Genomic DNA, 21,330 nt, shown 5'->3' on the forward strand with positions numbered 1-21,330 from the left:
AGATTGCCACGCGTCGCAATGCCCAACGCATCAAAGCGCTGAATTCCTTGCAGCGCAGCATTTTTGGCGCACTGCGGCGGGTTTTCACCAGTGCTACCATCACTTAAAACACGTCAATATGGCGACCCCGGGCACAAGCATTCAAAAGATGCCGAGGCCCAAAAAGTTTTGGTGATCCCAAACTGGTTGGAGGAGTACACATAATGAATGCCCCGCTAGACGCAGGTCAGCGAGCCTCGCTCGAAGCTGCCTTGTCTTCCGTCACGCTCGACGACAAATACACCCTCGAACGCGGCCGCGCGTATATGAGCGGCATCCAGGCGCTGGTGCGTCTGCCGATGCTGCAGCAGGAACGCGACCGCGCAGCCGGACTCAATACAGCCGGTTTCATCTCCGGCTACCGTGGATCGCCGCTCGGCGGACTCGACCAATCCCTGTGGAAAGCGAAGCAACATCTCGCCGCGCATCAGGTCGTTTTCCAGCCCGGCGTCAACGAAGACCTCGCGGCGACCGCCGTCTGGGGTTCGCAGCAGGTCAATCTGTATCCCAGCGCCAAATACGACGGCGTGTTCTCGATGTGGTACGGCAAGGGCCCCGGCGTCGACCGTTCCGGCGACGTCTTCAAGCACGGCAATTCGGCCGGCTCCGCGCAGCACGGCGGTGTGCTGGTGCTGGCCGGCGACGACCACGCCGCCAAGTCCTCCACCCTCGCGCACCAGTCCGAACATATCTTCAAGGCTTGCGGCCTGCCGGTGCTGTTCCCGTCGAACGTGCAGGAATATCTCGACTTCGGGCTGCACGGCTGGGCAATGAGCCGCTACTCGGGCCTGTGGGTCGCGATGAAGTGCGTGACCGACGTGGTCGAATCGTCGGCGTCGGTCGATATCGATCCGCACCGCACCAAAATCATCCTGCCGGAAGACTTCGCGATGCCCGAAGGCGGCCTGAATATCCGCTGGCCGGATTCGCCGCTGGTGCAGGAAGCGCGTCTGCTTGACTACAAGTGGTACGCGGCGCTCGCCTACGTGCGCGCGAACAAACTGGACCGCGTCGAAATCGATTCGCCGCATGCGCGCTTCGGCATCATGACCGGCGGCAAGGCGTATCTGGACGTGCGTCAGGCGCTGACCGACCTCGGTCTCGACGACGAAACCTGCTCGCGCATCGGCATCCGGCTTTATAAGGTCGGCTGCGTGTGGCCGCTCGAGGCGCAAGGCGCGCACGCCTTCGCGAAGGGTCTCGACGAAATTCTGGTGGTCGAGGAAAAGCGCCAGATTCTCGAATACGCGATCAAGGAAGAACTGTACAACTGGCCGGATGCCCAGCGTCCGCGGGTGTTCGGCAAGTTCGACGAGAAAGACGGCGCCGGCGGCGAATGGTCGGTGCCGATGGGCAACTGGCTGCTGCCCGCGCATTACGAACTGTCGCCCGCGATCATCGCCAAGGCGATCGCCACGCGGCTGGACAAGTTCGATCTGCCGTCGGACGTGCGCGCGCGCATCGCGTCGCGCATCGCGGTGATCGAAGCGAAGGAAAAAGCGCTGGCCCGTCCGCGCGTCGAAGCCGAACGCAAGCCGTGGTTCTGCTCGGGCTGCCCGCACAACACGTCGACCAATGTGCCGGAAGGTTCGCGCGCCATGGCCGGTATCGGCTGCCATTACATGACGGTCTGGATGGACCGCAGCACCAGCACCTTCAGCCAGATGGGCGGCGAAGGCGTGGCGTGGGTCGGTCAGTCGCCCTTCACGAACGACAAGCACGTGTTCGCCAATCTCGGCGACGGCACCTACTTCCACTCGGGGCTGCTGGCAATTCGCGCGGCGATCGCGTCGAAGGTGAACATCACCTACAAGATTCTCTATAACGACGCAGTGGCCATGACTGGCGGCCAGCCGGTAGACGGCGTACTGACCGTGCCGCAGATCACGCACCAACTCGCCGCCGAGGGCGCGACCAAGATCGTGATCGTCACCGACGAGCCGGAGAAGTATTCGGCCAACGTCGGTCTGGCGCCGGGTATCGACATTCATCATCGCGACAAGCTCGATGAAATCCAGCGTCAGTTGCGCGAAGTGTCGGGCACCACGATCCTGATCTACGACCAGACCTGCGCGACCGAAAAGCGCCGCCGCCGCAAACGCGGCACGTATCCGGATCCGGCCCGCCGCGTGGTGATCAACGACGCCGTCTGCGAAGGCTGCGGCGATTGTTCGGTGAAGTCGAACTGCCTGTCGGTCGAACCGCTCGACACCGAATTCGGTACCAAGCGCCAGATCAACCAGTCGACCTGCAACAAAGACTTCTCGTGCGTGAACGGCTTCTGCCCGAGCTTCGTTTCCGTGGAAGGCGGTCAGTTGCGCAAGCCGAAGGCCGCCTCGGGCGCCACCGGCGACACCATGCCGCCGGTGCCGGAACCCGAACTGCCGTCCACGGAACGTCCGTACGGCGTGCTGGTGACGGGCGTCGGCGGGACGGGCGTGGTCACGATCGGCGCGTTGCTCGGCATGGCCGCGCATCTGGAGAACAAGGGCGTCACGGTGCTTGACGTTACCGGCCTCGCGCAGAAGGGCGGTGCCGTCATGAGCCACGTGCAGATCGCGAAGCATCCGGCCGACATCCACGCCACTCGCATCGCGATGGGCGAAGCGAGTCTCGTGATCGGCTGCGACGCGATCGTCACGGCCAGCGACGAATGCGTGTCGCGCATGCAGGTGGGCCGCACGCGCGTCGTGCTGAACAGCGCACACACGCCGACCGCCGACCTGATCAAGAACCCGAACTGGCGCTTCCCGGGCAGCAGCACGGAAGCCGACGTGCGCGCCGGTGCGGGCGAAGACGGTGTCGATACGGTCGACGCGAATCACTTCGCGCTCGCGCTGCTCGGCGACGCGATTTACACGAACCCGTTCGTGCTCGGCTATGCATGGCAACGCGGCTGGGTGCCGTTGACGTATCAGTCGCTGATGCGCGCCATCGAACTCAACAACGTGCAGGTCGACAAGAACCGCGCGGCTTTCGAGTGGGGCCGTCGCGCCGCGCACGATCTGGCTGCCGTGCGTAAGCTCGTGCAGGCGCAAGGCAACGGCGCGAAGGCGGAAACGGCGAGCAGCAAGATCATCTCGCTGCACACGCCGAAGGCGCTCGACACGCTGATCGACAAGCGCGCCGATTACCTCGCGGCATGGCAGAACGCCGCGTATGCGGACCGTTATCGCGCGCTGGTGTCACAGGTGCGGGTGGCGGAATCCGCGCTCGATTCGATCGACAGCCAGTTGCCGTTGACCGAAGCCGTCGCGAAGAACCTGCACAAGCTGATGGCCTACAAGGACGAGTACGAAGTCGCGCGTCTTTATAGCGACCCGGCGTTCATCGAGAAGCTGAAGGCGAATTTCGAAGGTGACTGGAAGCTGCATATTCACCTCGCGCCGCCAACCTTCTCGAAGAAAGACGCGCACGGCCATCTGGTGAAGAAGAAGTACGGTCCGTGGGTGTTCAGCGCCATGCACGTGCTGGCCAAATTCAAGTTCCTGCGCGGCACCGCGTTCGACGTGTTCGGCAAGACCGAAGAGCGTCGCACCGAACGGGCGTTGATCGGCGAGTACGAAGCGCTGGTGCGTGAGCTGATCGGCGGCCTGACCACGCAGAAGCGTGAACTCGCGGTGGAGCTGGCGAATCTGCCGGACGGCATCCGTGGCTATGGTCACGTGAAGGAAAACAACCTGAAGGGCGTGCGCATCAAGTGGAACGAATTGCTGGCGCGCTGGCGTTCGCCTGCAACCGGCAAGACGCAACACGCGGCTTGAATGGCTTGATCTAGCGGGTTCCAAATAAAAAGGCGGCGGTCCTCACGGACCACCGCCTTTTCTCATTTCAACGCCTGGATTACTGCGCGTTCACCGGCTTGCGCGCGTTGGCCGACGCCACCGCCGTCATGTTGATGATCCGGCGCACGGTCGCGGCCGGCGTCAGGATATGCACCGGCTTTTCCGCGCCCAGCAGGAACGGACCGACCGTCACGCCTTCGCCGCCGATCATTTTCAGCAGGTTGTACGTGATGTTCGCCGCTTCCACGTTCGGCATGATCAGCAGGTTGGCTTCGCCGCTCAGCGTCGTGCCCGGGAACGCCGCCTTGCGCACCGCTTCCGACAACGCGGCGTCGCCGTGCATTTCACCGTCGATTTCCAGCGCCGGCGCACGTTCCGCGATCAGCTTGCGAGCCGCCGCCATGCGTTGCGACGACGACGACGGTGCGCTACCGAAGTTCGAGTTCGACAGCAACGCCACCTTTGGCGTGATACCGAACTTCTCGATTTCGCGCGCGGCCAGCATGGTCATGTCGGCGAGTTGCTCGGCGGTCGGCGTTTCGTTCACATACGTGTCGCAGATGAACAGATTGCGGCCCGGCAGCATCAGCAGATTCATGGCGGCGAAGTTCTGCACGTCTTCCGCCTTGCCCAGCACCTGCTCGATGAAGTTCAGATGCGCGTGGTACTGGCCGATCATGCCGCAGATCATGCCGTCCGCTTCGCCGAGGCGCACGAGGATCGCGCCGATCAGCGTGTTGAACTTGCGCATCGCGGCCTTTGCGACGTCCGGCGTGACGCCTTCGCGCGCGCCGACTTCGTGATAGGCCTGCCAGCATTGCTGGTAGCGCGGATCGTCTTCCGGATCGACGATCTCGAAGTCTTCGCCACACTTCAGCTTCGAGCCCATCTTCTTCAGACGCATCTCGATCACCGACGGACGGCCGACCAGAATCGGCTTGGCGATCTTTTCCAGCAGCACGAATTGCGCGGCGCGCAGCACGCGCTCGTCTTCACCTTCGGCGAACACGATGCGCGCCGGCTCCGACTTGGCGGCCTGGAACACCGGGCGCATCACCATGCCGGTGCGGTACACGGTCGTGCCGAGTTCTTCGCGGTACGCGTCCATGTCTTTGATCGGACGGGTCGCGACACCCGAGTCCATGGCCGCTTGCGCGACGGCCGGTGCGATCTTGATGATGAGGCGCGGATCGAACGGCTTCGGAATCAGGTATTCCGGACCGAAGTCGAGCGAGTGGCCTTCGTACGCCTTCGCAACTTCGTCGCCCTGGTCGGTTTCTTCGGCCAGTTCGGCGATGGCGCGCACGCACGCGAGCTTCATTTCTTCCGTGATCGTGGTTGCGCCGACATCCAGCGCGCCACGGAAGATGAACGGGAAGCACAGCACGTTGTTGACCTGGTTCGGGTAGTCCGAACGGCCGGTCGCGATAATGCAGTCCGGACGCACCTTCTTCGCTTCTTCCGGGCGGATTTCCGGTTCCGGATTGGCCAGCGCGAGAATCAGCGGCTGGGTGCCCATCTCGACGACCATTTCCGGCTTCAGCACGCCCGCGCTCGAGCAGCCGAGGAACACGTCGGCGCCGCGGATCGCGTCAGCCAGCGTGCGTGCTTCGGTGTTCGCCGCGTAGCGTTCCTTCGACGGATCCAGGTTGCCGCGACCTTCGTAGATCACGCCCTTCGAATCCGTGACGAGCACGTTCTTCTTCGACAGGCCGAGGTTCACCAGCAGATCCAGACATGCGATCGCCGCGGCGCCCGCGCCGGAGCACACCAGCTTCACTTCGTCGAGCTTCTTGCCGACTACTTTCAGGCCGTTCAGGATCGCCGCCGACGCGATGATTGCCGTGCCGTGCTGGTCGTCGTGGAAAACCGGAATCTTCATGCGCTCGCGCAGCTTCTTTTCAATGTAGAAGCATTCCGGCGCCTTGATGTCTTCGAGGTTGATGCCGCCGAGCGTGGGCTCGAGCATGGCGATCGCTTCGACCAGCTTGTCCGGATCGGACTCGGAGAGTTCGATGTCGAACACGTCGATGCCGGCGAACTTCTTGAACAGACAGCCCTTGCCTTCCATGACCGGCTTCGCGGCGAGCGGGCCGATGTTGCCGAGGCCGAGCACGGCCGTACCGTTCGTGATCACGCCGACCAGGTTGCCGCGCGAGGTGTACTTCTGCGCGTCGAGCGGGTCTTCGTAGATCGCCATACAGGCCGCGGCGACGCCCGGCGAGTACGCGAGCGACAGGTCGAGCTGGTTCGACAGCGGCTTGGTGGGCGTAACCGAGATCTTGCCGGGTTTCGGAAACTGGTGGTATGCGAGAGCGCTTTGCTTAAGTTGTTCGTCCATTTTTTGGCCTGCGAGACGTAAGTAATTGGGCCCGGCATACCGCACCGCTGACGACGCTTCCATCTATCGAATGGATGATCGACTGAGGCTGCTAACACGTGCGCCGGTTAGGCGCGGCGTCGAACCTCAGCGGAGGACAAGACGGTGCGGAGTGCTACGCGGGTCGGTTAGTGTACACCCCGAATGAGTCGGTGCACTGAGTGGTTAACGCGGCTCACCATCGGCGAAACAATGGTGCAGCGCCGCATCCGGCGGGCGTTTGACGGGGGTTATGCGCACGCCGTTCGAGCTTATTCGAGCTCGGCGCCGCGTCGTTCGGCAATCAGGAAAAGTGTCGCGAAGATGTCAAGCAGATAGATCGACGCGAGTAAAGCCAGCGCCGCGCCGAACGAATAGCGCGCGGCCAGCGCGCCCACCGCCACCGGCCCGAAACCGCCCACCGCCCGGCCGATGTTGAACAGCACGTTCTGCGCGGTGGCGCGCGCCTCGGTCGGATAGAGCTCGGAGATCAACGCGCCATACCCGCCTATCATTCCGTTGACGAACACGCCCATCGCCGCGCCGCCGATCAGCAACGCCGACGGCGTGGTGAGATGTGCATAGACGAACACCATCACGACCGCCCCGGCCTGGTAGAACAGAAATGTCGGCTTGCGGCCGAAGCGGTCGGCGGCAACACCGAACAGCCAGATGCCGGCCGCCATGCCGAGCACGGTCACCGCGGTCCACACGCCGGATCGGGTGAGCGAATAGCCGAAGGTCTTCGACAGATAGCTCGGCAGCCAGATCATCAGCCCGTAATAGCCGAAGTTCTGCACCGAACAGAGAATGACGACGCCGATGCTGGCGCGCGTGGTGCGGCCATCGGCAACCAGCAGCTTCAGCGGCAGCTTGCGCGCGGCGAACGTGCTTCGTGCGACGCGCTCGGTGAACAGCGCGGGCTCCTCGACACGGCGGCGCACGAAAAACGACACGACCGCGGGCAGCAACCCCAATGCGAACATGCCGCGCCAGCCGATCACGGGCAACAGCAGCGGGGTCAGCAACGCGGCCGCCAGCACGCCGAGCTGCCAGCCCAGACCGACATACGAAGAGACGCGCGCCCGCTGCGACGCCGGCCACGCTTCGGCCACCAGCGTCATGCCAATGCCGAACTCGCCGCCGAGCCCGATTCCCGCGATGGTCCGGTAGGCCAGCAGATCGGTATAGCCTTGCGCCAGCGCGCACAGGCCGGTGAACACGGCGAAGATCAGGATCGTCCACGTCAACATTCGCACGCGGCCGAAATAGTCGCTCAATACGCCGAAGATCAATCCGCCGGCGACGGCGCCGATCAGCGTCCACGTCACGAGCGAGCCCGCCTGCGCGGAACTCAGATGCAGGTCGGCGGCGATTACCGGCAGCATGAAGCCGAGGATCAGCAGATCGAAACCGTCCATCGCGTAACCGAGCACCGAGGCAATCAGCGCGCGCCCGGCATAGCCTTGTTTAGCCGATGCGCGGGTATCGGTGGCGGGGGTGGCGGCTGTCATCGAAAGCATTCCGTAGGTCGAGGGGCGTTGACGGGATCAGCCGCCCGGGAAATTCGCGTGAGTGTAAAGGCGGCTTCCGTCGCTCACAAGCCAGCGCAACAAGGCGCCGCTTGCGTCGCTGTCCATCACGCCGCAAGCCGGCGAAACACATGCGGCGGGTGAGCCGCGTCGAAGCCGGCCACGCCCGGCCAGCCGCGCCGTGATGACCGGCATTCGGCGCCGCGCTGCACAACGGCCTCCTCGAAAGAGCCCGTTTCGGGTAAAATGTCGGGCTACGCGCGCAGCAAAAACCGGCCTGCACTCCACGGGTCGGCAGCGTATTCGCCTATCAAGGCGCCGCCCGTCAGGGCGGACATACTCCACTTGCTGCGCCACCGGGCCCCGCGCCCGCTTCTCCCCGCTCACACCCAAGGATCCGCCCATGACAGGCTTCGATCGCCAGACGATCTCCGACACGACCGCCAAGATGCTGCTGGAAGTTCAGGCAGTGCACTTCAACGCGGAGAAACCGTACATTTTCACGTCCGGCTGGGCGAGCCCGGTTTACATCGACTGCCGCAAGCTGATCTCGTATCCGCGCGTGCGCCGTGGCCTGATGGAAATGGCTGAAAGCACCATTCTGCGCGACGTCGGCTATGAGCAGATTGACGCGGTCGCTGGTGGCGAAACCGCCGGCATCCCGTTCGCGGCCTGGCTGTCCGACCGCCTGATGGTGCCGATGCAGTACGTGCGCAAGAAGCCGAAGGGTTTCGGCCGTAACGCGCAGATCGAAGGCCTGCTGACCGAAGGTCAACGCGTGCTGCTGGTCGAAGACCTGACCACCGACAGCCGCAGCAAGATCAATTTCATCAACGCGCTGCGCACCGCCGGCGCCACGGTGAACCACTGCTTCGTGCTGTTCCACTACAACATTTTCAAGGAAAGCGTGTCGGTGCTGAAAGACATCGACGTCGATCTGCACGCGCTTGCCACGTGGTGGGACGTGCTGCGCGTCGCCAAAGAAAACAAGTACTTCGACACGAAGACGCTCGACGAAGTGGAAAAATTCCTGCACGCACCGGCTGAATGGTCGGCCGCGCACGGCGGCGCCAACGCCGCGCCGCAGTAAGTACCTCAGTTAAGCGCCACGGTCCCAGGCGGACCGGTTAAGCGGGCTCAATTGCAAAAGGGCTGCCTGTCGACACGACAGGCAGCCCTTTTTTCGTTCTACGACGGCTCTTCGTACCGACCTAAGGCGCCTTGCCGGTATCTTCCACCGAGCTCGACGACAGATTCAACAACCCATTGCTTTGCGCGTACTGGAACAATTCGGAATCACGCTCGATACCGAGTTTGCGCATGGCCGTGTTCTTCTGCGTGCTGATCGTCTTGATGCTGCGGTTGAGCTGCTCCGAGATTTCCTTGATCGTCATGCCGGACACGAAGCGGCGCACCACCTCGAGTTCGCGCCGCGACAGCATCACCTCGTCGGTCTTGCCGCCGGCGTTCATGCGCAGCGCATCGAGCGAAGCTTTGACGGACGGACTCATGTACTCGAGCTTGCGGCTAACGTGCTGCACCGCAAGACCGATGTGACTGAGATCGTCCGACTTGTTGACGACCGACGTCACGCCAAGCTCGCTCAGCCGCTTCAGCAACGCGGCGTTCTCCAGCATGGTTAGCACGACGATAGGAAGGTTAGGGAAATTGCGGCGCAAATATCCGATGAGCGGCAGCCCGTCGCCGTACTGGCCGCCCGGCATGGCGAGATCGGTGACGAGCACGTCGCAGGCCACCGTTTGCAGCACTTTGATCAATTCCGTGGATTGCCGCGCACGCGCGACGACCTGCAGACCGGGAAACTTGAGCAAAGCCTGCTCGGCGCCGAACAGAATTACCGGATGGTCGTCGGCGACCACGACCCTGACTGGATCTTGCATTGCCCTCCCCTCGACGGATAAGACTCTCTCCAGAACGTCTGACATGCTTTTCTATTGTAGGTATTGAATTGGATGAAAACGCGGTCGATGCTGACGCGGATAATTCCTCCGACTATAGCCGATATTCCATCCGCAAATTCCAGCCAACCACAACAATGATGTATCGCACAGCTAATGTTAGACATGATTCGACCTAACGGCACAAAATAGGGACAATGATGATGCGAGGACAACCGCCTCGCGCCCTGACAGGAGAACCGGCACATGCGCTCGCGTTGCCTGGTTGTTTCGCTTGCTTCGCCGTTCCGTCGTACGCCGTCCTTCCTCTGCGCCGCGCTGGGTGTCGCGCTGTTCGCGACGCATAGCCCGCTCGCGTTCTCCGAGAATGCATTTACGCTAAGCAGCACGAGCTTCCACGCGGGCGGCTCGGTGGCGGACGCCCAGGTTTTCAATCAGGACGACTGCAAAGGCGGCAATCGCTCGCCGCAACTCACATGGCGCGACGCGCCACCCGGAACGCGCAGCTTCGCCGTCACGATGTACGACGAAGACGCGCCCGGCCGCGGCTGGTGGCATTGGGCGGTGGCCGGCATTCCGGCCAGCGTGCAGAGCTTGCCGGAGAATGCGAGCTTTTCCGGCTTCCTCAGCAAACTAGGGGCGGTCGAAGCGCGCAACGATTTCGACGTCGACGGTTATGGCGGCCCATGTCCGCCGGCGGGCAAACCGCATCGGTATATCGTCACCGTGTATGCGCTGAGCACCGCGGATCTGCGCCTCGCGCAAGGCCGTCCCGCGCTGATGTTCGATCACGAGATCGGCACCGCCACGCTCGGCAGCGCGCGGATGGTGGTGAACTACGGGCGGTGACGCGAGCGGCGCCCGGACCACCGCGTTGGGCACGATAAGCCGCACGGCGGGCGGCAGCATCGCGATACCCCAGGCAAACGAACGCGCTTCAACCTCCGTTCATAAGCGGCACGAACTTCACGCTGGCCTGCGGCTTGCATCGGATTGCCGTCCGCGTGGAATTTCTGTCATCCGCGCACGCTAATGTGCCGGGGAACGCTTTGCACGATGCCTGGGCGTTGCCACATTGCCCGGTGCGCGCACCATTGCCGTGCCTCATCCCATCCTGTTTGCCTTTGCCGGAGAGTGCCATGTCGAAGATCGTCATCGTTTATCACAGCGGCTACGGCCATACGAAGAAAGTCGCCGAAGCCGTGCTGGCGGGCACCCTCGAAGCCGGCGCCGACGCGCGCTTGCTGCCGGTCGGCGAGATCGACGACGCCGGCTGGGCGGAACTGGCCACAGCCGACGCGATTATTTTCGGCGCGCCGACCTACATGGGCGGCCCGTCCGCCGACTTCAAGAAATTCGCCGATGCGAGTTCCAAACCGTGGTTCGGCCAAACATGGAAGGACAAGATCGCCGCGGGCTTCACCAACTCGGCAACCATGAACGGCGACAAGTTCTCGACCATCCAGTATTTCGTCACGCTGGCCATGCAGCACAGCATGATCTGGGCAGGCACCGGCATGATGCCGTCGAACACCAAGGCGGCCACCCGAAACGACCTGAACTACGTGGGCGGCTTCACCGGTCTGCTGACGCAGTCGCCGGCGGATGCGTCGGCGGAAGAAGCCCCGCCCGCCGGCGATCTCGAAACCGCGCGGATGTTCGGCGCGCGCATTGCCGGCGTCACGGCGCGCTGGCTGGTGGGCGCTCCGCGCTAATTCACTACGCTAACTCGCGGCGCACGGACACGCCGCACTACGGCACGGACGCCGCCGCGCCGACGCGCCACGACACGGCTGCCGCCGTCCCGCCAGCGCGCCGCTCTGCCGCGAACCAACCGGCATCGGCGTGCATCTAGGCTGTAACGGGTCACGCCGATGTCACTTTCAGCGCGCATCGTGCTTTTTTCACCCGTTTTTCCCGCCCGCGACCGTCCGGTCTTAAAATAGCGTTCCGGCGCCAAGTCGCGCCCTGTTTCCAGCAAGCCAGTGAGATCGAGATGAGCACGAAAGTTTTTGTCGACGGACAGGAAGGTACGACCGGCCTGAAGATTTTTGAATACCTGTCGCAACGCGCCGATGTGGAGATCCTGCGTATCGAAGAAGCGAAGCGCAAGGATATCGAAGAGCGCCGTCGTCTCATCAACGCGTCGGACGTCACGTTCCTGTGCCTGCCGGACGTCGCTTCGCGCGAATCCGCGTCGCTGGTCGACAACCAGCACACCGTGCTGATCGACGCGAGCACCGCGTTCCGCACCTCCGCCGATTGGGCGTACGGGTTGCCGGAACTGGCCCGTTCGCAGCGCGAACGCCTGCGCAGCGCGAAACGCATCGCCGTGCCGGGCTGCCATGCGTCGGCCTTCGTGCTGGCCATGCGTCCGCTGGTCGAAGCCGGCGTGGTGCCGGCCGATTTCGCCGCGCACGCCTATTCGATCACCGGCTACAGCGGCGGCGGCAAGAAAATGATCGCCGACTACGAAGCCGGCGGTAACGACAAACTCAAGAGCCCGCGTCCGTACGCGCTCGGTCTGACGCACAAGCATCTGCCGGAAATGGCCGCGCACACGGGTCTGAAGTCGGCGCCGGTGTTCACGCCGATCGTCGGCGATTTCTACAAGGGTCTGGCGGTCACCACGTTCTTCTCGCCGAACCAACTGGCCAAGAAGACGACGCCGCAAGACGTGCAGGCGCTGTTCGCCGAGTACTACGCGGGCGAGGCCTTCGTGCACGTCGCGCCGTTCGACGCGGCGGCGAACCTGGACGACGGCTTCTTCGACGTGCAGGCGAACAACGACACCAACCGCGTCGACCTGTTCGTGTTCGGCAACGAGGAACGCTTCGTCACCGTCGCGCGTCTGGACAACCTGGGCAAGGGCGCCTCCGGCGCGGCGATCCAGTGTATGAACCTGGCAATCGGCACCGCGGAAGAAAGCGGTCTGAAACGCTAAACGGATTCAAGGAGACGGCGGTTGTTTCGCCGTTAATCCAGCGCCCCGAAAAGCCGGTCTTCATAGACCGGCTTTTTTGTTTTAAAAAAACATGCGTTTTGAATCCCACTTATCGAGTTAATGAGTAGTAGCCCGTATTACTTAAAAAATCAAAATCGGATTACTTACCGCCGAACGGTAATTCATTCCTGAAAATGACCCGCGTCGCATAGTTTTCCGCATAGGGAAACTCCGGATTTTTTCTCGAACGGTCGTTCGAAGATGATAGGAGCATTTTGCTGAAACGCAGGCCTGGTAAGGCGCGTGCGGGGAGGCATCAAGACCCTTATACAGCTCGAATTTATTTTTTGTTTAAAAGGGCCCTCCGCGTCCACGCTGTCTGCCTCGGGCAAAAACCGCGCTGTTTGAATCGAGCTTTTTAGACGGCTCATTCAATTGACAGGCATTAAGCGCGCAGCGAAATTAGTTCGCACAATTACAGGAAGGGAGACAGCAGCATGGCGCACGCCATTACTCGAGGCCTGACAATGGCATTTGTCACGGCCCCACTGCTCATCGCATGCGGCGGCGGCAAAGCCAGCGATCCGGGCGTGGTCAACGCCCCGCAATGCTCGGGCGCGAGCTGTGGCGTGCAAGGTCCGCCGGCCTCGGGCACCTCGGCGTCGCTGTGTCCGGCGACCGCCGACATCGGCAACTCCACCTTCCTCGGTGGCGCCGGTAGTGGCGAAGTGGTTCAGTTGAACATCAACGCCACGGCCATGACGTACACGCTCAAATGGCTCGAGTCGCCGATTCCGTTGCGCACGGGCACGGTCACGCCCACGCGCGCGGGCACCCAAATCACCGGCGCGGTGATTCATCCGCCGACCGGCGCGTTGCCGACCGCCGAACAGATCCGCTGCGCGTTCATTCTCGGCGCGGGCACCGGCACCGCGTCGGACGGCTCCGCCTACACGACGCCCGACTTCGTCAACAACCCGAACCCGCCGATGATTCTGGTCGGCCAAGGCGTGGCCGGCGGCGGCATTCCCGGCGCGACAGTGCAATACGCGGGGATTTTGGGCATCGGCGCGGTGAACCAGCGGCACTTCGATTTCTATCCGTTCCTCGGTTTCGCCAGCACGACAACCGATATCACCAAGCTGCCCGGCACCTACAACGGCTTGCTGTATCACCTGTCGCCGACCGCGAACTACGAGACCGTCGCGACCAATTCCGTCGAAACCTTCGACGCCAGCGGCAACTGCACGTCGCCGAGTTCGAGCGGCTGTCTGTCGACCGGAAACGCGCTCACGCTCAATAGCAACGGCTACTTCGACAGCAGCAACCCGCCGCAGATCGTGCCGAGCGGCGGCAGTCCGGCGCCGCTACGAACCGGCAACTTCGGCACCGCGCACATGATCCTCGGTCAGGTCAACGGCGCCACGGTGCCGCTGGTGGTGCGGACCGGTTCGGTCAACACGAACACGCTGCAGATCGACGACGAATCCGGCATTGCCATGCTCGCCGCGGCCACGCCGCTCGCCTCGGGCGGTTTCGACGGCGGTTATGTCGGCGCGGATTCGAACTTCAAGTACACCGCCACGTTGATCCAGGGTGCGGTCGGCACGTTCATCAACCCGAGCACGTCGGGGGCGGAAAGCGGGTTCGGTCTCGGTTACGGCTTGCCAAGCCCGGGGCTGGTCGGCGTACAGGACACCAACGGCAAGACCGGCATGGCGATCGCATCGGGCGGCTTGTACGCGATCGTGATTCAGGGCGCGGAGAACGGTGGCATCACGTCGACCTCGGCTAACTCGGACACGCCGAGCACGCCGTACTTCGGCATCGGTGCGCAGATCAGCAAGTAAGCATCAGCAGCGCGAGCGGTACGCAACACCACTAAAGCAAAAGGTGGCCGGACTGAGAGCCGGCCACACACAACGAGAAAATTCTGGAGGCGGTATGAATTGGAGATTCCTTTCGGTGCTCGCTCTTGCAGCACCGTTGCTCGGGGCGTGCGGCGGCGGCGGGGGCGGCGACGGGCCGGTAACGGAAGTGCGTCTGTGCCCCGCTTCGCTCGACTACACCACCACGTTCACGGGCGGCGGCGGTGACGGCGAACTGGTCAAGCTGCAGCTCGACACGACCAAGATGACGTGGCAGGTCAATTACGTCGAGTCGCCGATCCCGGCGACCACCGGCACCGTCGTGCCGACGCGCGCAGGCCAGACCGCCAGCGGCACGCTGACCCAGGAAACCCTGCTACCGACCAACAAGCTCAATCAGTGCGCGTTCCGCCTGAACGGCGCGAGTCTCGACCCGACGCGTCCGGCGCGGATTTTCGTCGGCGAAGGCGTGGCGGGCGGCACGATTCCCGGCGCGGAAATCTCGTTCGGCGGCATTCTGGGCGTCGGCGCCGTGCCGGATACAACATTCCCGTATTACCCGTTCATCGGTTTTTCGTCGATTGAAACGAATCTCGCGAACGTGGCCGGCACCTACAACCAGCTCGGTTATCACCAGGTGCCGTCGCAGAACTTCCCGCCGGTCGCGGTCGATTCCAAGATCACGATCAACGCGGACGGCACGTGGACCGAGTGCGACAACTCCGGCATCAACGCCGGCAAATGTCAGCAGCCCGGCGGCAACTTCGCACCGGCCGCGGACGGCAGCGGCGCGTTCCAGACCAACAACTTCCTCGGTCAGGCGAAGCCGACGCTCGCCGCCACGCCGGAAGCACGCGGCTACATGATCGTCGGCAAGCTGCGCGGTCAACTGGTGCCGATTCTGGTGCGCACCGGCGCGGCGAACTCGTCGGTGACCGTGCCGCAAAACGGTGCGCTCGGGCCGTACGCGGACGACGAATCGGGCATCTCGATTCTGTCGCCGCAAACCTCGGTGGCGTCGGGCTCGCAGAACGGCGAGTACATCGGCGTGGATAGCCAGTTCGACTATCGGACCACCGCGCTTGAAGGGGCTCAGGCCACACTGCTCGATCCGTTTAACGCTTCGCAGGCATCGCTCGCGACGGCGCTGAATCTGGACTTTACGCAGACCGTGCCGGGCGTGGTCACGACGACGCAAGTGAACGCCAGCACCGGTACCACGCCGACCGGCAAGATGATTTTCACGGGTGGCGTGTTCGGCTACCTGGATCTGACCAACGCGGCCTCGCCGTACTTCACGATCGGCGCCTTCGTCCAGTAATGGACGTGACCCGCGCCGCCAACCCGCAACGAGGCGTTCACGCCCCGGCCGCCGCGCCCGATCAGCGCGCGGCAGCCGGTGTCCACCGACTATCCAGCGCAACGGCCGGGCCGCCAACCCGCCGCCGCTCGACGCGTGCGATAGATGCAACGAGCGCCAGAGGAGAAACAACATGAAAAAAATCTGTCTCGCGATACTGACTGCCTGCCTGTCGGTCAGTGCCTACGCCCAGCATGCGGGCGACAACGTCGCCGTGCTCGGCTGGTTTCACGTGATGCCGCAGGATTCGAGCACGCCGCTCACCACCAATGTCGCGCCGACACCGATCAACACGCCGCTGCGTCTGCCGAGCTCGTTCACGTCGTCGGGCACGGGCTTGTCGACGGGAAGCGCCGATACGGTCGGCCTGGTGTTCAGCCATTACCTCACCGATCATATCGCCGTGACGACGGTGGCCGGGGTGCCGCCGGTGTTCAAGATCTACGGTCACGGCACGATCAAGCCGCCGGGACCGGCGGGCGCGCTGGGTCAGCAGGATCTGGGCGACCCGCAGTCCAATCCGATCGTGAAGAGCGTGCGTCAGTGGAGCCCGGCGCTGCTGTTCCAGTACTACTTCAACGAACCGACGGCTAAGTTCCGGCCGTTCGTTGGGATCGGCGTGTCGTACAACTTCTTCTCGGATATTCAACTGAGCCCGAACTTCGTCACGTCGACGCAGAACAACCTCGGCGCCGTGCTGGCCGCCGGTGCCGGCAAGCCGGGCACGACGCAGGTGTCGGCGAAAGCGTCGTCGTCATGGCAGCCCGTGTTCAATGCGGGCCTGGCGTACAACATCACCGATCACTGGGGCCTGGTGGCATCGGTCACGTACATTCCGCTGAAGACGACCTCGTCTGTCATCATCAAGGCGGCGGATGGCACCGAACTCGGCGTCTCCAAGGCGGACCTGAAAGCGGACCCGATCATTTCGTTCCTGGCGGTCTCGTACAAGTTCTAAGCCAGACGGCGCTCTGGCACACGGCCAGACAGATCTGCGAATCGCAAACGACAAAGCCGGCGGCCCTGCGAAGGGGCCAGCCGGCTTTGTCGTTTCTGCAGCGCCCGGGAAATTCTGGGCAAAAAAAAGCCCGCCTAGTTTGGCGGGCTGAATCCATATCAGAGGAGACATGGAGGAGACAAGACGAACTATAGCAAATGGTTTGGTGCGGCGCAACATTGCAATTAGGGTTGACCCTCAAATTTGTGTTCGTGCGACACGGCGCGAGGGCGCGGCCAGCGCCTAGTGCCGCACCAGCGCCATCATCGCGCCGAAGCCGACGAATACGCCGCCCGTGAGTCGATTGAACATTTTCGCGACGCTGCGGCTCTTCAGCTTCGTGCCGATACGCGTGCCGAAGCCCGCGTACACCAGATACCAGCTCACCTCGATCACGGCGAACGTGGCGACCAGCACGCCGAACTGCGGCAGCTTCGGTTGCGCGGCGTCGATGAACTGCGGCAGCAAGGCGGCGGCGAACAGAATGGCTTTCGGATTGCTGCCGGCCACCAGGAAGCCGTTGCGAAAAAGCGCGACGCGCGAGCGCGCAGGCTTGGCGGCGAGCGCGTCGGCCTGGTCGGCGGCGGCTTCGTCGGCCGGCGCACGCCAGGCCTTGATGCCTAGATAGATGAGGTAGGCCGCACCGATCAGGCGCAGCGCGTTGAACATGGCCGGCCACGCGGCCAGCACCACGCCGAGCCCCGCCGCCGACACCGCCAGCATTAGCACCAGCGCCGACAGGCAACCCGCCATCGTCGCACTGGAGCGGCGCAGGCCATGCTGGGCGCCATGCGTCATGACGAGCAGCATGTTCGGACCGGGAATTGCGGATACGACGAAAACTGTGGCGACGAACAGCCACCAGGTGTGCAGAGTCATGGCAATCACGGTGCATAAGGAACGGGCAGCCATTATGCCCGTCCGCGCGAATCCGCGACGTGGCGCGCGGGAGTGCGGACTTTGGCAGACTGTGGCACGCGGGATTCAACCCTCGCACCTGCGCTTGCCTCTCGCCGTTGCCCTTAACGCCCAGCGCGCCGCGCCGCCACTTGCCCCAGCACCGCGAAATCCTTCTCGCCGTCACCGTGCGCCACCGCTTCGAGCAAACTGTCACGCACCACGCTTGCGATCGGCAGCGGCGTCGTTACCGCGTCGGCGGCGGCTAGCGCGAGACGAATATCCTTCAAGCCGAGACGTGCCTTGAACAGCGCCGGCTCGTACTGCTGCTCGGCGATCAGCTTGCCGTAGCCCGCGTAGACCGGCCCCGGGAACAGGCCGCTTGTGATGACGTCGAGGAAATCCTGCATGGCGAGACCGTGACCGGTCACCAGCGTGGCCGCTTCGCCGAGCGTCTCGACCGCCGCGCCCAGCATGAAGTTGGCCGCCAGCTTCATCACGTTCGCCTGCTGCGGCAGTGAACCGATGCGCCACGTCTTCTGGCCGATCACGTCGAAAATCGGCTGCACCCGGTCGATCGACTCCGCCGGGCCACCGGCGACGATCGTCAGCTTCGCCGCCGCCGCGACGTCCGGCCGACCCAGCACCGGCGCGGCCACGTAGTGAACCCCGCGCGACGCGTGGGCCGTTGCCAGTTCCTCGGCCAGCGCCACCGAGATCGTCGCCATATTCACGTGGATCAGGCCGCGCGGCGCGTGTTCCAGCAGCGACGCGGTGATCACTTCACGCAGCGCGGCATCGTCGGCGAGCATCGAGAACACGGCGTCGCCCGCAAACGCTTCGGCCGGTGTCGCGACGATGCGCGCCCCAGCGTCAGCGAGCGCTCGCGCCCGTTCCGGCGAGCGGTTCCACACCCGCACCTGATGCCCGGCTTTCAAAATGTTTGCAACCATCGCGGCGCCCATCTCGCCGAGACCGATAAAACCGATGTCCATCACTCGCTCCGTCTTCTAAAGAACTGGCAGTAAAGCACACTCATGCGACACCCGCAGGGCAGCACGCAACAGGAGGCGGTGCCATACTGCAGAAATGGTGACCGCGACCTTCCGCTTCTATGAGGAGCTGAACGATTTTCTCGCCCGGCCGCTGCGTCGGCGCGCGTTCAGCTACGCCTGCGCGCCCGGCGCCACCACCAAGCACATGATCGAAGTACTCGGCGTGCCGCATACCGAAGTCGAGCTGATTCTGGTGAACGGCGAGTCGGTCGGTTTCAATCATCCCCTCGCGGACGGCGACCGCATCGCCGTGTATCCCAAGTTTGAAGCGCTCGACATCCAGCCGCTCCTGCGCGTACGCGAACGGCCGCTGCGCGTGGTGCGATTTATCGCCGACGCGCATCTCGGCGGCCTCGCGCCGCTGCTGCGGCTCGCCGGCTTCGACACGCTGTACGACAACCACTACCCGGACGCCGATATCGAAGCGCTCGCCGCCGCGCAACAGCGCGTGGTGCTGACACGCGACCGCGAGTTATTGAAACGCCGCAGCATCACGCATGGCTGCTACGTTCGCACGCTAAAACCGCGCGAGCAACTGCGCGAAGTGTTTGAACGGCTCGATCTGGCCGGCAGCGCGACGCCGTTCCGTCTATGCCTGATGTGCAACGCGCCGCTGCGGCGCATTGCCAAAGAAGAAGTGGGCAGCCGTGCGCCCGACGGCGTGCTGCAACGGCATAACCAGTTTGTCACCTGCGACGTGTGCCTGCGGGTCTTCTGGGAAGGCACGCACTGGCAACGAATGCGCGCGCTGATGGACAGCATGGCCGCAGCGCCGGACCCATCCGGCTGAGTGCTGCTCGGCTTGCGTAACCCGCACTCGCCCCGTCGCTGAATCCCGCCGCTCGCTCGACGCCCGGCGCGATGCGTACAATGCGGGGTTTACTTATCTGCAGAGGCCTTCCAAATGGCGATGAAAAAAACCGACCTTGAAAAGAACAAGGCACTCAAGCTGAACAACGCAATGAAGCTCTCCACCGCCGATCGCTTCGGCAAAGCCGCCGCGGCCGACCCGAAGCTCGATCGCCGCGAACAGCGCAAGCTGGATCAGGCGCAAGGCCTTGTCGCTTTCGCGTGCAAGCTGAACGGCGAACTGGTCGAGGAGCTCAAGACGCGCGCGGCCTCGCATCCCGACGGCATGAGCGGCCTGCTCAACGAAGTCATCAAGCGCGGCCTCGCAGGCTAAGTGCCGCGAAGCCCGGCGCGCGCGGAGCGCGCCCTGAAATGAAAAAAAGGCCAGAGCATAAGCTCTGGCCTTTTTGCTGGCGATGCCATTGATCGAACCACCCTGCACTGACCGGCTAGCGACGCAATGCGGCGGCCCAACCTGGCTCGCCCAGCAAACCGGAGACAGCTTAGTTTGCCGTGCCCTTGTCGTTCGTGCCAGCGGCCGAAGCTGCTGCAGCGACCGGAGCGCGCTTGCCGTGCGTCTTCAGCTTCTTGACGTGGTGCTTCTTCGGCGCGCTTGCTGCTGCAGCCGGTGCTGCTGCGTCCGATGCCTGTGCGAAAGCTTGAACGGAAACCAGTGCGATCGAAGCTGCTGCGAGCGAGACGATAACTTTTTTCATGTGTTGTTCCCCAAACCTGGACGACTGAGTCAATGTGAATGAAATAGCTGCACGGTGAAGCAGACAGGGCTTGAGGCGCCTTCCCGCTCCCCGCGGGAGAGTATTACCCAGTGTAGGCGGTTTGTCATGCCCAAAACTCGATATGTATTTTCCGGGAGACAGCTTGCTTTCGAGACGCTTTCACTCGTTAAGCAGCCCATACCAGGGGGATTACTTAGTCCCGGTCAAACGAGGTTGCGCAACAGGCTGGCAGTCTCCTGCAAGGTCGGCAAAACCCGATGCAGCGCGGCATTCGCCGATTCCTGGCCGATCGGCATGCTGACGCTGATCGCGGCGACCACCGAACCATGCCGGTCGCGCAACGGCACCGCGACACCGCGCACGCCGAGCTCGAGTTGCTGATCGGTGACGACATAGCCATTGCGGCGAATTTCGCCGAGCACTTCGCGCAGGCGCTCGATCGTGGCATAGGTGTGCGGCGTGAACACCTTGATCGGATACGTGGCGAGCCATTGCTCGATGCTTTCCGGCGCCTGGAACGCCAGCAGGACCAGCCCCGCCGACGACAACGGCGCCGGCACCCGCGAACCGAGCACGAAGCCGACCGCCATTGCCCGGTTCACGCCGTTGCGCGCCACGTACACCACGTCGTGTTCGTCGAGGATCGCGACCAGCGCGGTTTCCTGCAGGGTCGCGGTGATGCGCTGGAGAAACGGCTGCACGGTACGCGGCAGACGCGCCGAATCCAGATACGACTGGCCGAGCCGCAGCACACGCGGCGCCAGCCAGAAAAGCTTGCCGTCGGTGTGCACGTAACCGAGTTCGCCCAGCGTCAGCAGATAGCGGCGCGCCGCCGTGCGCGACAGACCCGCGCGGCTGGCCACCATGGTCGGCGTCATGCGCGCATGTTCCTCGTCGAATGCCTCGATGATGGCCAACGCTTTCGCCGCGCCGGCAATCCAGTCTTTCTCGTCCATTGAACTTGCCTGAAAAACAACCGGCCTGCCGGT

17 protein-coding genes are annotated in these 21,330 nt (G+C 63.5%); 10 read left to right on the forward strand and 7 right to left on the reverse strand.

Features of this window, described 5'->3' with window-relative positions:
- The first annotated feature begins 203 nt into the window (after nucleotides 1-203).
- The gene (locus tag B0G83_RS24630) at nucleotides 204-3,803 is read left to right on the forward strand and encodes an indolepyruvate ferredoxin oxidoreductase family protein (RefSeq protein ID WP_105510021.1); all 3,600 of its coding nucleotides are present in this window, start codon (nucleotides 204-206) and stop codon (nucleotides 3,801-3,803) included.
- A 79-nt stretch (nucleotides 3,804-3,882) separates the two neighbouring features.
- Here the strand turns inward: B0G83_RS24630 and B0G83_RS24635 are convergent, their stop codons facing one another.
- Nucleotides 3,883-6,165, reverse strand: coding sequence for an NADP-dependent malic enzyme (locus B0G83_RS24635; protein ID WP_105510022.1), 2,283 nt, complete (start codon nucleotides 6,163-6,165; stop codon nucleotides 3,883-3,885).
- A gap of 290 nt (nucleotides 6,166-6,455) precedes the next feature.
- Nucleotides 6,456-7,697, reverse strand: coding sequence for an MFS transporter (locus B0G83_RS24640; RefSeq protein ID WP_105510210.1), 1,242 nt, complete (start codon nucleotides 7,695-7,697; stop codon nucleotides 6,456-6,458).
- A 421-nt stretch (nucleotides 7,698-8,118) separates the two neighbouring features.
- On the opposite strand from B0G83_RS24640, the gene B0G83_RS24645 reads away from it, so the two are divergent.
- Nucleotides 8,119-8,805: an orotate phosphoribosyltransferase gene (locus B0G83_RS24645; RefSeq protein WP_105510023.1), complete on the forward strand. Its 687-nt coding sequence runs from the start codon at nucleotides 8,119-8,121 to the stop codon at nucleotides 8,803-8,805.
- Between the two features lie 121 nt (nucleotides 8,806-8,926).
- Here the strand turns inward: B0G83_RS24645 and B0G83_RS24650 are convergent, their stop codons facing one another.
- Nucleotides 8,927-9,616 (reverse strand): response regulator, encoded by a 690-nt coding sequence (locus tag B0G83_RS24650; RefSeq protein WP_105510024.1) that lies wholly within the window; start codon nucleotides 9,614-9,616, stop codon nucleotides 8,927-8,929.
- A gap of 264 nt (nucleotides 9,617-9,880) precedes the next feature.
- On the opposite strand from B0G83_RS24650, the gene B0G83_RS24655 reads away from it, so the two are divergent.
- The 6 genes from B0G83_RS24655 to B0G83_RS24680 all read left to right on the forward strand — a co-directional run bounded on the left by B0G83_RS24655 (nucleotide 9,881) and on the right by B0G83_RS24680 (nucleotide 16,764).
- The gene (locus B0G83_RS24655; RefSeq protein WP_105510025.1) at nucleotides 9,881-10,483 is read left to right on the forward strand and encodes a YbhB/YbcL family Raf kinase inhibitor-like protein; all 603 of its coding nucleotides are present in this window, start codon (nucleotides 9,881-9,883) and stop codon (nucleotides 10,481-10,483) included.
- 290 nt (nucleotides 10,484-10,773) lie between these two features.
- Nucleotides 10,774-11,349: a flavodoxin family protein gene (locus B0G83_RS24660; RefSeq protein ID WP_105510026.1), complete on the forward strand. Its 576-nt coding sequence runs from the start codon at nucleotides 10,774-10,776 to the stop codon at nucleotides 11,347-11,349.
- A 281-nt stretch (nucleotides 11,350-11,630) separates the two neighbouring features.
- Nucleotides 11,631-12,578, forward strand: a complete 948-nt coding sequence (gene argC / locus B0G83_RS24665) for an N-acetyl-gamma-glutamyl-phosphate reductase (RefSeq protein WP_105510027.1) — start codon at nucleotides 11,631-11,633, stop codon at nucleotides 12,576-12,578.
- 497 nt (nucleotides 12,579-13,075) lie between these two features.
- Nucleotides 13,076-14,428, forward strand: coding sequence for a DUF2957 domain-containing protein (locus tag B0G83_RS24670; protein ID WP_105510028.1), 1,353 nt, complete (start codon nucleotides 13,076-13,078; stop codon nucleotides 14,426-14,428).
- Nucleotides 14,429-14,522: 94 nt separating this feature from the next.
- Entirely contained in the window at nucleotides 14,523-15,767 is a 1,245-nt protein-coding gene (locus B0G83_RS24675) for a DUF2957 domain-containing protein (RefSeq protein ID WP_105510029.1), read from the forward strand.
- A gap of 172 nt (nucleotides 15,768-15,939) precedes the next feature.
- Nucleotides 15,940-16,764: an OmpW family protein gene (locus B0G83_RS24680; protein WP_105510030.1), complete on the forward strand. Its 825-nt coding sequence runs from the start codon at nucleotides 15,940-15,942 to the stop codon at nucleotides 16,762-16,764.
- 282 nt (nucleotides 16,765-17,046) lie between these two features.
- On the opposite strand, the gene B0G83_RS24685 is transcribed toward B0G83_RS24680, so the two are convergent.
- Both B0G83_RS24685 and B0G83_RS24690 read right to left on the reverse strand, forming a co-directional pair.
- Nucleotides 17,047-17,682 carry a LysE family translocator gene (locus B0G83_RS24685; protein WP_105510031.1) on the reverse strand — a complete coding sequence of 212 codons (636 nt, stop codon included), beginning with the start codon at nucleotides 17,680-17,682 and terminating at the stop codon, nucleotides 17,047-17,049.
- Between the two features lie 143 nt (nucleotides 17,683-17,825).
- The gene (locus B0G83_RS24690; RefSeq protein ID WP_105510032.1) at nucleotides 17,826-18,695 is read right to left on the reverse strand and encodes an NAD(P)-dependent oxidoreductase; all 870 of its coding nucleotides are present in this window, start codon (nucleotides 18,693-18,695) and stop codon (nucleotides 17,826-17,828) included.
- A 94-nt stretch (nucleotides 18,696-18,789) separates the two neighbouring features.
- Here B0G83_RS24690 and B0G83_RS24695 point away from each other — a divergent pair, with 94 nt between their 5' ends.
- Together B0G83_RS24695 and B0G83_RS24700 are read left to right on the forward strand one after the other, a co-directional pair.
- Nucleotides 18,790-19,545, forward strand: coding sequence for a Mut7-C RNAse domain-containing protein (locus tag B0G83_RS24695; protein WP_105510033.1), 756 nt, complete (start codon nucleotides 18,790-18,792; stop codon nucleotides 19,543-19,545).
- Nucleotides 19,546-19,659: 114 nt separating this feature from the next.
- Nucleotides 19,660-19,938: a hypothetical protein gene (locus B0G83_RS24700; RefSeq protein WP_105510034.1), complete on the forward strand. Its 279-nt coding sequence runs from the start codon at nucleotides 19,660-19,662 to the stop codon at nucleotides 19,936-19,938.
- Nucleotides 19,939-20,107: 169 nt separating this feature from the next.
- Here B0G83_RS24700 and B0G83_RS24705 read toward each other — a convergent pair whose 3' ends face one another.
- Together B0G83_RS24705 and B0G83_RS24710 are read right to left on the reverse strand one after the other, a co-directional pair.
- A complete protein-coding gene (locus tag B0G83_RS24705) occupies nucleotides 20,108-20,320 on the reverse strand; it encodes a hypothetical protein (RefSeq protein WP_035554660.1) in 213 nt (70 codons plus the stop codon).
- 224 nt (nucleotides 20,321-20,544) lie between these two features.
- Complete coding sequence (locus B0G83_RS24710; protein WP_105510035.1) at nucleotides 20,545-21,297, reverse strand: IclR family transcriptional regulator C-terminal domain-containing protein; 753 nt, start codon at nucleotides 21,295-21,297, stop codon at nucleotides 20,545-20,547.
- Nucleotides 21,298-21,330: the final 33 nt, after the last annotated feature.

Origin of the sequence: Paraburkholderia sp. BL21I4N1 (assembly GCF_002973525.1) — a bacterium.
In the GTDB taxonomy this organism is placed as follows: Bacteria; Pseudomonadota; Gammaproteobacteria; order Burkholderiales; family Burkholderiaceae; genus Paraburkholderia.

What these genes read in the sequence shown, in the direction of transcription:
- B0G83_RS24630 (WP_105510021.1), top strand. Translation starts at nt 204, where the DNA reads ATGAATGCCCCGCTAGACGCAGGTCAGCGAGCCTCGCTCGAAGCTGCC.
- B0G83_RS24635 (WP_105510022.1), bottom strand. Translation starts at nt 6,165, where the DNA reads ATGGACGAACAACTTAAGCAAAGCGCTCTCGCATACCACCAGTTTCCG.
- B0G83_RS24640 (WP_105510210.1), bottom strand. Translation starts at nt 7,697, where the DNA reads ATGACAGCCGCCACCCCCGCCACCGATACCCGCGCATCGGCTAAACAA.
- B0G83_RS24645 (WP_105510023.1), top strand. Translation starts at nt 8,119, where the DNA reads ATGACAGGCTTCGATCGCCAGACGATCTCCGACACGACCGCCAAGATG.
- B0G83_RS24650 (WP_105510024.1), bottom strand. Translation starts at nt 9,616, where the DNA reads ATGCAAGATCCAGTCAGGGTCGTGGTCGCCGACGACCATCCGGTAATT.
- B0G83_RS24655 (WP_105510025.1), top strand. Translation starts at nt 9,881, where the DNA reads ATGCGCTCGCGTTGCCTGGTTGTTTCGCTTGCTTCGCCGTTCCGTCGT.
- B0G83_RS24660 (WP_105510026.1), top strand. Translation starts at nt 10,774, where the DNA reads ATGTCGAAGATCGTCATCGTTTATCACAGCGGCTACGGCCATACGAAG.
- argC (WP_105510027.1), top strand. Translation starts at nt 11,631, where the DNA reads ATGAGCACGAAAGTTTTTGTCGACGGACAGGAAGGTACGACCGGCCTG.
- B0G83_RS24670 (WP_105510028.1), top strand. Translation starts at nt 13,076, where the DNA reads ATGGCGCACGCCATTACTCGAGGCCTGACAATGGCATTTGTCACGGCC.
- B0G83_RS24675 (WP_105510029.1), top strand. Translation starts at nt 14,523, where the DNA reads ATGAATTGGAGATTCCTTTCGGTGCTCGCTCTTGCAGCACCGTTGCTC.
- B0G83_RS24680 (WP_105510030.1), top strand. Translation starts at nt 15,940, where the DNA reads ATGAAAAAAATCTGTCTCGCGATACTGACTGCCTGCCTGTCGGTCAGT.
- B0G83_RS24685 (WP_105510031.1), bottom strand. Translation starts at nt 17,682, where the DNA reads ATGACTCTGCACACCTGGTGGCTGTTCGTCGCCACAGTTTTCGTCGTA.
- B0G83_RS24690 (WP_105510032.1), bottom strand. Translation starts at nt 18,695, where the DNA reads ATGGACATCGGTTTTATCGGTCTCGGCGAGATGGGCGCCGCGATGGTT.
- B0G83_RS24695 (WP_105510033.1), top strand. Translation starts at nt 18,790, where the DNA reads ATGGTGACCGCGACCTTCCGCTTCTATGAGGAGCTGAACGATTTTCTC.
- B0G83_RS24700 (WP_105510034.1), top strand. Translation starts at nt 19,660, where the DNA reads ATGGCGATGAAAAAAACCGACCTTGAAAAGAACAAGGCACTCAAGCTG.
- B0G83_RS24705 (WP_035554660.1), bottom strand. Translation starts at nt 20,320, where the DNA reads ATGAAAAAAGTTATCGTCTCGCTCGCAGCAGCTTCGATCGCACTGGTT.
- B0G83_RS24710 (WP_105510035.1), bottom strand. Translation starts at nt 21,297, where the DNA reads ATGGACGAGAAAGACTGGATTGCCGGCGCGGCGAAAGCGTTGGCCATC.